This is a genomic window from Pseudomonas sp. YL2 (genome assembly GCF_023063025.1).
GTDB classification, from domain to species: Bacteria; Pseudomonadota; Gammaproteobacteria; order Pseudomonadales; family Pseudomonadaceae; genus Aquipseudomonas; species Aquipseudomonas putida_A.
Genome location: NZ_JAJSLU010000007.1, coordinates 40,835 through 50,949, shown reverse-complemented (window position 1 = coordinate 50,949; position 10,115 = coordinate 40,835). Strand labels below are relative to the sequence as shown.

The following is a 10,115-nucleotide window of genomic DNA, read 5'->3' as shown; positions in this document are numbered from 1 at the left end:
CGCCCGAAAGGGCGGTTTTTTTTGCACAATCGAAAGTCTTTGTGGCGAGTGATTTCTGCACTGAGGTAGGAACGAGATGGATCTGTCGAAGCATTTGTTACATCTGGAAAACCGCCTGCTGTCGCGCGCCGTGCGCGAGGATGCCGCAGAACTGGCGAGATTGATCGCGGACGACTTTGTCGAATTCGGCGCCAGCGGCGGCATCTGGAACAAGTCCGATGTGCTGGCAGCGCTGCCGCAGCAAGCATTCGCACCACGTACCGTCAGTCAGTTCACGCTCAAGCCGTTGTCGGAAGATTCGGCGCTGGTGACGTATCACTGCCATACCGTCGCTGGCGGCCAGCGGATGCCGGCGGACAGTTTGCGCAGTTCGGTATGGCGGCGGCAGGACGAGCAGTGGCAAATGGTTTTTCATCAGGGCACCTTTTGTGCCCGGCCGTGAAATCGTGGTGACCCATCGATAGCTTTCGCGAGCAAGCCCGCTCCCACAGGGGATCGCATTGCAACTAATGTGGGAGCGAGCCTGCTCGCGAAGGGGCCCGGACAGTCAGCGCAAAAATCTGCCGGCCCGCGCTCTGCTAGAATCCGCCCCATCAATTGCCAGAGACTCTCCCATGAGCGAGCCGATTCGCCTGACCCAATACAGCCACGGTGCCGGTTGTGGCTGCAAGATTTCCCCGCAGGTGCTGGAAGTGATTCTGGCCGGCAGCGGTGCGCAGAACCTTGACCCGAAACTGTGGGTCGGCAATGCCTCGCGTGATGACGCGGCGGTTTACGAGATCGATGCCGAGCGTGGTGTGGTGTCGACCACGGACTTCTTCATGCCGATTGTCGACGATCCGTTCGACTTCGGCCGGATCGCTGCGACCAATGCGATCAGCGACATCTATGCGATGGGCGGCGATCCGTTGATGGCGATTGCGATCCTCGGCTGGCCGGTGAATGTGCTGGCGCCGGAAGTGGCGCGGGAAGTGATTCGCGGCGGGCGCGCGGTGTGTGACGCCGCCGGCATTCCGCTGGCCGGCGGGCATTCAATCGATGCGCCGGAGCCGATCTTCGGCCTGGCCGTGACCGGTCTGGTGGAAAAGCGCCACATGAAGCGCAACGACACCGCCACCGCCGGTTGCCTGCTGTACCTGACCAAGCCGTTGGGCATCGGCATCCTCACCACCGCCGAGAAGAAAGGCAAATTGCGTTCCAGCGACATTGGCGTGGCCCGTGACTGGATGTGCACCCTGAACAAACCCGGCAGCCGTTTTGGCAAACTGGCCGGCGTCACCGCGATGACCGACGTTACCGGTTTCGGCCTGCTCGGGCATCTGGTGGAAATGGCCGACGGCAGCCACCTGACCGCACGTATCGGCTACAACCACGTGCCGCGTCTGGACAGCGTCGAGTACTACCTCGAACAGGGCTGTGTGCCCGGTGGCACCTTGCGTAACTTTGACAGCTATTCGAGCAAGCTCGGCCGTCTGCAGGAGTTGCACAAGCGCGTGCTGTGCGACCCGCAGACCAGCGGCGGTCTGCTGATTGCAGTTACACCGGAAGGCAACGCCGAATTCCTGGCCGTGGCTGCCGAACTGGGCCTGGACCTGGCGCCGATCGGCGAGCTGGTCGAGCGACAGACCCACGCAGTCGAGGTGAACTGATGTCACGCGACTGCACCGATTACCGCGATATTTTCCTCAACGACCGGCCAATGATGGATGCCCGTGCGCCGATCGAGTTTGCCCACGGCGCGTTTCCCGGCGTGGTCAACCTGCCGCTGATGAACGACCGCGAGCGCGAGCAGGTGGGGACTTGCTACAAGCAGCATGGACAACAAGCCGCCATCGCCCTGGGTGAGCGGCTGGTGTCTGCCGAAGTGCGGGAGCAGCGCATTCAAGGCTGGGTCGAGTTTGCCCGGGCACACCCCGACGGCTATCTGTATTGCTTTCGCGGCGGCCTGCGTTCGCAGATCGTCCAGCAATGGATCAAGGAAGAGGGCGGGATTGATTACCCGCGTGTCGGCGGTGGCTATAAGGCGATGCGTACGTTCCTGCTGGAGACGATCGATCAGGCCGTGGCCGAGTGCGATATGGTGCTGCTGGGTGGCATGACCGGCACCGGCAAGACCGAACTGTTGGTGCAGTTGAGTAATGGTCTGGATCTGGAAGGCCACGCCAATCATCGGGGCTCGAGTTTCGGCAAGCGCGCCACCGGCCAACCGACCAACATCGATTTTGAAAACCGTCTGGCCGTTGATGTGCTGAAAAAACGCGCCGGCGGGATCCAGCAGTTTGTGCTGGAAGACGAGAGCCGGGTAGTCGGCAGTTGTGCCTTGCCATTGCCGCTGTACCGAGGCATGCAAGTGGCGCCGATGGTCTGGCTCGAAGACAGCCTGGAGCAGCGGGTCGAGCGGATTCTGCAGGATTACGTGATCAACCTGCACGCCGAGTTCGTCGCCGTGCATGGCGAGCAGGGCTTTGCGCTGTATGCCGAGCGGTTGATTGCGAGTTTGAACAATATCCAGCGCCGGCTGGGCGGCGAACGCCATCAGCGGATGTTCCTGCAGATGGAAGAGGCCTTGGCGGAGCAGGCGCGCAGCGGTTCGGTCGAGCAGTTCCGTGACTGGATCAGCGTGTTGCTGCGCGAATATTACGACCCGATGTATGCGTTCCAGCGTGAGAAGAAGGGCGGGCGGATTGAATTTGCCGGGGAGCGCGGGGCGGTGCTGGAGTATCTGCGTGAGCGGCTGAATCAGCGGGTTTGAGGGTGCTCTTGCGGGCCTCTTCGCGAGCAAGCCCGCTCCCACATTGGGTCTCCACTGGGCAGAAATTTCTGCCTGACACAGATCCCGTGTGGGAGCGGGCTTGCTCGCGAAAGGGCCGGTACAGGCAGCGCAAAACTCAAGTCGGACAGGTCACCTTGCCGTTATCCAGCCCCTGCTTGTAGCTGTGGCTCTGCAAACTGGCCTTGCCGTTGTGCCAGGTCAGGGTCAGCACGTACAGCGAATCGAAATCGCCCGACGCCCAGTCATCGGTGATGGTCTGCTTTTCGCCGACGGCCTTGCCGGCTACCTTGTTGATCAGCTCCGGCAAATAGCCGTGCGACCAGGCGGTGTAGATCGTCGCGTTGTGGTACTTGTCCTCGATCAGTTCGCGCGCCAGATCACTGGTGTCGTTGGCGGAGAACTCGATGTTCACCGGCAGGCCGAGCTTGATCGCGGCGGGGCTGATGGTCATCAACGGACGGATGTAGCTGTAGGAGTTGTCCAGTTCGCCTTCCTCGACATTGCGTGTCGGGTTGGCGGCGAACACGTAATCGGCCTTGCCGAATTTTTCCGGCAGCAGGGTCGACAGCTCGATCGCCCGGTTCAGACCCTGACAGTTGAGCTGGCCGAGACCGCCCTCGGGTTTTTCCGCGTGGCGCAGGAAGATCAGTGTCTGCGTACCGTCCACCGGTTGCGCGCGAATCTGGCTCGATTCGAGCGACAAGGTCAGCGCACTGACTGCCAGCAGGGAGGGCAGGGCCACATAGGCGCGATGTTTGAAGCGTTTGGCGAAACTCATGAGGTTCGTCATTGAATATAGGATTCTTCAGCAAATTCGGTTGGGGCTGACCAACCCTTACACCGCGGGCTCCCAGCACCGGGTGTTGTCCATGTCGTGTCGTACTTCCCTTGCAAAGACATAGCTCAGAGTCCACTGAGGCCGCTTGGTTCGATCCTGGCTTCTGCACACTAGCTGCAGAATGTTACGGTTCCTGGATTATGATCAGCGCTTCCCATGTGACTGGATGTTTCCCATGACCGATCTGTCCGCGTTCCCCATCACCCAGAAATGGCCGGCGCAGTACCCCGACTGGATTCAACTCTATTCCCTGCCGACCCCCAACGGCGTCAAGGTCTCGATCATGCTCGAAGAGATCGGCCTGCCCTACGAGCCGCACCGCGTGGGTTTCGACACGCAAGACCAGATGTCCCCGGAATTTCTGTCGCTGAACCCCAACAACAAGATTCCGGCGATCCTCGACCCCCACGGCCCCGAGGACCAGCCGCTGCCGCTGTTCGAGTCCGGCGCGATCCTGATCTACCTCGCCGACAAGAGCGGCCAGTTGCTCGCCCAGGAAGGCGCGCTGCGTTACGAGACGATTCAGTGGCTGATGTTCCAGATGGGCGGTATCGGCCCGATGTTCGGCCAGCTCGGCTTCTTCAACAAATTCGCCGGCAAGGACTACGAGGACAAGCGTCCGCGTGATCGCTATGTCGAGGAGAGCAGACGCCTGCTCAGCGTGCTGGATAAACGCCTGGAAGGTCGCGACTGGATCATGGGCGAGCGCTACACCATCGCCGACATCGCCACGTTTCCGTGGGTGCGTAACCTGATCGGGTTCTATGAGGCGGGGGATCTAGTGGGCATCAGCAACTTCCCGAACGTGACCCGGGTGCTGGAGCGCTTTCTGGCTCGCCCGGCTGTGGTGCGCGGGTTGACCATTCCTTCCTGAGGCCACACATAACCCTGTGGGAGCGGGCTTGCTCGCGAAGGCGTCGTGTCAGTCAACACGTCTTTTTCTGATACACCTCCTTCGCGAGCAAGCCCGCTCCCACAGGATTAGTGATGACGCCCGCAGATTATTGCGTCCTCGGTAACGCACTGTTGATTGATCCAGGTTTGTACCTGCGCCCAACGAAGGCATAAGCTTCGCCCCCTACGACTTTCGTCTCATCTTCCGATTTCAGGAAAGCCCCATGTCCAGCCAGTTCCCCGAAGCACGTCCCCGCCGTCTGCGCCGCAATGCGAGCCTGCGCAGCCTGTTCCAGGAAACCGAGTTCAGCCTGAATGATCTGGTGCTGCCGATTTTCGTCGAAGAAGAGATCGACGACTTCGTGCCGATCAAGAGCATGCCGGGGGTGATGCGTATTCCCGAGCGCAAGCTGGCCAGTGAAATCGAGCGTTATGCCCGTGCCGGGATCAAGTCGGTAATGACCTTTGGCGTTTCCCATCACCTGGACGCCAACGGCAGCGACACCTGGCGCGAAGAGGGACTGGTCTCGCGCATGTCGCGGATTGCCAAGGACGCGGTGCCGGAAATGATCGTGATGTCCGACACCTGCTTCTGCGAGTACACCGATCACGGCCACTGCGGCGTGATGCACAACCACGAAGTCGACAACGACCAGACCCTGATCAACCTCGGCAAGCAAGCTGTGGCGGCGGCGCGTGCCGGCGCTGACGTGATCGCACCGTCGGCGGCGATGGACGGCCAGGTGCGGGCGATTCGCCAGGCGCTGGACGCCGCCGGTTTCACCCAGATTCCGATCATGGCCTACTCGACCAAATTCGCCTCGGCGCTGTACGGCCCGTTCCGCGAGGCCGGCGGCAGCGCGCTGAAGGGTGATCGCAAAAGCTATCAGATGAACCCGATGAACCGCCGCGAAGCCCTGCGCGAATCGCTGCTCGACGAGCAGGAAGGCGCCGATGCGCTGATGGTCAAGCCGGCCGGTGCGTACCTCGACATCATCCGCGACATCCGTGAAGCCTCGAACCTGCCGTTGTCGGCGTATCAGGTCAGCGGCGAATACGCGATGATCAAGTTCGGCGCGCAGGCCGGTGCAATCGACGAGGATCGCGTGGTGCGCGAAAGCCTGGGCGCGATCAAGCGCGCGGGGGCGGATCTGATCTTCACCTACTTTGCGATGGATCTGGCGCTGGCCGGGATCTGACGAATACCGCACAACCCCCTGTGGGAGCGGGCTTGCTCGCGAAGGCGGTGTATCAGCAACGAATAGGTTGACTGACACGACGCCTTCGCGAGCAAGCCCGCTCCCACATTGGGACTGTGTAGAGTCAGGGGCAGTGGAAGTAGGGTCGGATCCCGTGATCCCGAAAGTACCGCTCGATCACCTTCGGATCCGCGCTGTTATCGGCAATCGCCACATAGGTATCCGGGCGCAGCAGATAAAACCCGTTACGCCCCAACCCCGCCGTTTCAAACGCCGGCCGCCAGTCGAACACGTGCAGCGGCAGATGGTGTTCATTGCACCAGGCGATCATCTCGTCGCTGGTGTCGCCGTACACGTGCACCTGCCAGCAGGGCTGGCGCAGTGGCTCGAAATTATCCCCCTCGCCATCATGCGCCCACGGCAAGCGGTCGCCGCCATGCACATGGCCGGCCGTGCCTTGGCTCAGCGGCATGCCGCGATAGTTGAGGGTGACCTGTGAGACGGTGCGAAAGAGGAACTCGCGGCTGGCCTCGAACGTGGCCATTTTCGGGATCAAAAAGGGTGCCAGGCGCGTACGCAGCAGATCGGCGATGCGCCCTTCGGCGGTGACGAAGCTGAACACCTTGTCGGTGGTTGACACCAGCCGCCGGGCGAAGGCGATGCGTTCGGTTTCGTAAGTGTCGAGCAGCTTCGCCGTGGCGCTGCCGTTGAGCACGGCGGCGAGTTTCCAGGCCAGGTTGATCGCATCGCCGATGCCGGTGTTCATGCCCTGGCCGCCGGCGGGGCTGTGCACGTGCGCGGCGTCGCCGAGGAGAAACGCCCGACCGCTGCGAAAATGCTCGGCCACGCGGTGATGCACGCGGTAGGTGGAGAACCAGTTGACCTCGTCGATGTGCACTTTCAGGTGCTCGATGGCGCGGCTGCTGACGTCGGCAAATTGCAGGGTTTCGGCGCGGTCGGCACGTTCGTCACGCACGGTGCCGATCAGTCGGGCACGGCCTTCGCCGGCCAGTGGAAACACCGCAAGGAAGTCCGCTTCATCCAGATCCAGGTGCAGCTCACCGTTCATCGCCGGGCCGCTGGCCTGCACATCCGCGACGTAGAAAACCTGCTGATAGGTGCCACCCGGGAAACCGGTGTCGAGGGTTTTGCGCACCATCGAGCGGGCGCCGTCGGCACCTGCCAGATAGCACGCCTGACAGATTTCCTGCTGCCCGTCCGGCAAGCGCAAATGCGCGCTGAGGCCGTCGCCGGTTTCTTCGAAACTCTCAAGCTCGGTGTTGCGCTCAACCGTCACGTCATAGTCTTCGAGGCGTTCGAGCAGGAGCTGTTCGTGTTGGTCCTGGGGGAAGATTTCGATGAACGAGTAGGGCGTCAGGCCTTCGCCGATGCGCTGCAACGGCAACTGCGCGACCGGTTTGCCCTTGACCCAGAAATTCGCCGCCGCGACCTTGTGGCCGTTGCGCACCACGGTGTCGGCCAGGTCCAGCTGGCGATACAACTCCAGGGTGCGCGCCTGCACCGCCAGTGCTCGTGAGGTGGTGCCGGGCGCGGAGGTCTTGTCGATGATGCGCACGCGCACGCCCAGTTTGCTCAGCCACAGGGCCAGCACCAGACCGGTCGGGCCGGCGCCGATGATCAGTACGTCGCTGCGGTTCATGGGCCTGTCCTCCGTTGGCTGTGGAGCAAGTATGGATCAGATGGAAAGGCTAGCCAGTGCCGGCCTCTTCGCGAGCAAGCCCGCTCCCACAGTCGAACGCATCCCAATGTGGGAGCGAGCCTGCTCGCGAAAAGGCCTTTTCAGGCACCCAAAAACCAAAAAGGCCCCACAGCGGTGAAGCTGCGGGGCCTTTTTCATTTTTGGCTGAGACTCTGTGGCGAGGGAGCTTGCTCCCGCTGGACTGCGCAGCAGTCCGCTTTGCTCACAACAGCGGGTTAGAAATCGATCGTGCCCGACAACTTCGCCACCCGCGGCTCACCCTGGGTCAGGTAGCCGCCCTGCGCCGATTCCCAATACTTCTTGTTCGCCAGGTTTTCGACGCCCAGGCGCAGGGTCACGTCTTTCTGCGAAACCTTGAAGGCGTAACGCGCACCCGCGTCGAAGCGATTCCAGGTTGGCAGGCTGAGGTTGTTGGCCGCGTCGGCGTACTGGCCGCCGGTGCGTAGCATCCGCGCATTCAGCGCCACGCCTTGCAGGCCCGGTACATCCCAGTCGGCGCCGGCGTTGAACTGGAAGCTCGGCACGCCGATGGCACGGTTGCCGTCGTTGGCGCCGTTCTGGGTGTTGCGCAGTTCGGTGTCCATCAGCGTCAGGCCGCTGATCAGGCGCAGGCCGTTGATCGGCTCGCCGAACACGTTCATCTCTACGCCTTTGTTGATCTGCTCGCCTTCACGCACGTAAGTGCAGGTGGCGGCGCTGTTGATTTCACAGTAGCCATCGCTCGGCTGTTCGATGCGATAGACGCCCAGGCTCGCGCCGTAAGTGCCCATGTCGACCTTGACCCCGGCCTCGGTCTGCTTGGAGCGCGCCGGTGCGTAGACTTCGTTGCCGTTGGTCACACGCAAGCCGCCGGCGCTGGTCGGCGAGGTCGGCCCCTGGGCCAGGCCTTCGATGTGGTTGGCGTAGAACGACACGTGCTCCCACGGCTTGAACACGATGCCGTAGACCGGCGTGGTGATCGATTCGTCGTAGCTCGACTTGCGGCTGCCGCTGCCGTAACTGGCGTAGTTGTAGCCTTGCACCACCAGTTGCTGACGACGTAGGCCAGCGGTGATCAGCAGGCGATCATCGAAGAAACCGAGGGTGTCGGAGAGCGCGAGGCTGCGGTTGAAGGTCTTGCCGACGATGCCCGGGTCATTGAGATCGCCGCCGGCAAAATTGCCGACCGGCGACGGGGTTTCCACCGGGTGGTAGATGTTGTTGGCGTACTTGGTCAGGTCGAAATCATAGGCACTGCGCTGTTCGGCCCACAGACCGCTGAGGCCGAAATTGAGCTTGTGGCTGACCGCGCCGGTATTGAACTTGCCGTTGAGGCCGGCCATCAGGCTGGTGTTGTCCTCATCGTGGGGGATGAACGAGCCGGTGGTGTAGGAGGCGCCGTTGTTGCCCACCAGGGTTGTCGAGTTGTAGCGGCCGACTTCGCGGGTGTGCTTGGCGCCGCCGGCGACGTACGCGGTCCAGTTGTCGTTCAGGTCGTATTCGGCGCGGAGCATGCCGAAGGTGTCTTCGATGTCGGTGTAACCCCACTTCGGCGCGTAGTTGGTGTCGGCCGAGGGCGCGTCCGGGATGTGCGTGGCGGTGCCGAGGTTGACCGAGTTGCGGCCACCGTTGACGCGTTCTTTCTGGTAGGCGAAGTCGCCGGAAATACGCAGCGCGTCACCACGATAGTCGAGGCCGATGCTGAACAGTTTCGAGCGCTGGTTTTCGTGATCGATGCCGGTGTCGCCTTCGCGCTGCGACAGGTTGATTCGCGCGCCGAAGCGGTTGTCTTCGCCGAATCGCTGGCCGATATCGAAGTGCTGACCGATGCGACCTTCGCTGTTGATGTCGGTGGTGTAGCGACGCAGCGGCTCGTCGCCGGCACGCTTGGGCTGCAGGTTGACGCCGCCACCGATGCCGGAGCCGGTCGGGGTCACGCCGTTGATGAAAGCGTTGGGGCCTTTGAACACTTCCACGCGCTCCAGGGCGTCGGTGGAAATGATCTGCCGGGGCAGCACGCCATACAGGCCGTTATAGGAAATGTCGTCGCCGTTGAGCGGCAAGCCGCGAATCATGAACACCTGCGCCTGGTTGGAGAAGCCCGAGGCCTGACGCACCGACGAATCATTGAGCAACACGTCGGCAACGTTTTCCGCTTGCTGGTCCTGAATCAGCTGTTCGGTGTACGACGCGGCGCTGAACGGCACGTCCATCATGTCCTGATTGCCGAGCACGCCGAGCTGACCGCCACGGGCGACCTGACCACCGGCGTAGACCGGGGGCAGGGCGTTGGACGTTGGCGCTTGGGCGTTGATGTTGACGTTGTCGAGCACCAGCTCCTTGCCGTTTTCATCGGCAGCGTGAGCGGTGACAGTCAGGGAGCACAGCAGGGCGAGAAGCGTCGGGCGAAACGGGACGGCGAGTCGAGCTGAAACGGGCATGTCGATACCTGGAGGCGTACGGCCGGTGAGAAAATTAGAACGGCGCGGGGAACTCCTTGCGCAAATACGACTCCAGGTGCAAATGATAGGAGTTCGCAGTAACGTTTTGCAATCAGTTTATCTTGGTGAATTTCCCGATCTGAAAGGAAACCTGTAGTGAGGGGATTTATCCCCGATGGCGCGCGGAGCGGGCCGCTTTGATATTGGAGGGCTGCTGCGCAGTTCATCGGGGATAAATCCCCTCACCACAAGGTCACAGTCCTAGCCTGCG

General features: G+C 62.0%; 8 protein-coding genes. 5 read left to right on the top strand and 3 right to left on the bottom strand.

The genetic code is table 11. From position 1 onward, the window contains the following. Nucleotides 1-76 precede the first annotated feature (76 nt). The 3 genes from LVD08_RS12665 (at nucleotide 77) to mnmH (ending at nucleotide 2,752) form a co-directional block, all read left to right on the top strand. A complete protein-coding gene (locus LVD08_RS12665; RefSeq protein WP_247268291.1) occupies nucleotides 77-442 on the top strand; it encodes a nuclear transport factor 2 family protein in 366 nt (121 codons plus the stop codon). A 172-nt stretch (nucleotides 443-614) separates the two neighbouring features. Continuing rightward, on the top strand, nucleotides 615-1,649 hold the full coding sequence (gene selD / locus LVD08_RS12660; RefSeq protein WP_247268290.1) for a selenide, water dikinase SelD: 1,035 nt from the start codon (nucleotides 615-617) through the stop codon (nucleotides 1,647-1,649). Next, complete coding sequence (gene mnmH, locus LVD08_RS12655) at nucleotides 1,649-2,752, top strand: tRNA 2-selenouridine(34) synthase MnmH (protein ID WP_247268289.1); 1,104 nt, start codon at nucleotides 1,649-1,651, stop codon at nucleotides 2,750-2,752. The genes selD and mnmH overlap by 1 nt, the downstream gene beginning before the upstream one ends. Nucleotides 2,753-2,888: 136 nt before the next feature. Here mnmH and LVD08_RS12650 read toward each other — a convergent pair whose 3' ends face one another. Then, nucleotides 2,889-3,563: a histidine phosphatase family protein gene (locus tag LVD08_RS12650; protein WP_247268288.1), complete on the bottom strand. Its 675-nt coding sequence runs from the start codon at nucleotides 3,561-3,563 to the stop codon at nucleotides 2,889-2,891. Between the two features lie 223 nt (nucleotides 3,564-3,786). Between LVD08_RS12650 and LVD08_RS12645 the strand changes: the two genes are divergently transcribed. Both LVD08_RS12645 and hemB read left to right on the top strand, forming a co-directional pair. Continuing rightward, the gene (locus LVD08_RS12645) at nucleotides 3,787-4,485 is read left to right on the top strand and encodes a glutathione S-transferase family protein (protein WP_247268287.1); all 699 of its coding nucleotides are present in this window, start codon (nucleotides 3,787-3,789) and stop codon (nucleotides 4,483-4,485) included. Nucleotides 4,486-4,729: 244 nt separating this feature from the next. Next, entirely contained in the window at nucleotides 4,730-5,704 is a 975-nt protein-coding gene (gene hemB / locus LVD08_RS12640) for a porphobilinogen synthase (protein WP_027613860.1), read from the top strand. 124 nt (nucleotides 5,705-5,828) lie between these two features. Here the strand turns inward: hemB and LVD08_RS12635 are convergent, their stop codons facing one another. After that, complete coding sequence (locus LVD08_RS12635; protein ID WP_247268286.1) at nucleotides 5,829-7,364, bottom strand: FAD-dependent oxidoreductase; 1,536 nt, start codon at nucleotides 7,362-7,364, stop codon at nucleotides 5,829-5,831. Nucleotides 7,365-7,639: 275 nt separating this feature from the next. Continuing rightward, entirely contained in the window at nucleotides 7,640-9,844 is a 2,205-nt protein-coding gene (locus tag LVD08_RS12630) for a TonB-dependent receptor (RefSeq protein WP_247268285.1), read from the bottom strand. Nucleotides 9,845-10,115: the final 271 nt, after the last annotated feature.

Coding starts and splice junctions, on each gene's coding strand:
- LVD08_RS12665 (WP_247268291.1), top strand. CDS start 77: ATGGATCTGTCGAAGCATTTGTTACATCTGGAAAACCGCCTGCTGTCG.
- selD (WP_247268290.1), top strand. CDS start 615: ATGAGCGAGCCGATTCGCCTGACCCAATACAGCCACGGTGCCGGTTGT.
- mnmH (WP_247268289.1), top strand. CDS start 1,649: ATGTCACGCGACTGCACCGATTACCGCGATATTTTCCTCAACGACCGG.
- LVD08_RS12650 (WP_247268288.1), bottom strand. CDS start 3,563: ATGACGAACCTCATGAGTTTCGCCAAACGCTTCAAACATCGCGCCTAT.
- LVD08_RS12645 (WP_247268287.1), top strand. CDS start 3,787: ATGACCGATCTGTCCGCGTTCCCCATCACCCAGAAATGGCCGGCGCAG.
- hemB (WP_027613860.1), top strand. CDS start 4,730: ATGTCCAGCCAGTTCCCCGAAGCACGTCCCCGCCGTCTGCGCCGCAAT.
- LVD08_RS12635 (WP_247268286.1), bottom strand. CDS start 7,364: ATGAACCGCAGCGACGTACTGATCATCGGCGCCGGCCCGACCGGTCTG.
- LVD08_RS12630 (WP_247268285.1), bottom strand. CDS start 9,844: ATGCCCGTTTCAGCTCGACTCGCCGTCCCGTTTCGCCCGACGCTTCTC.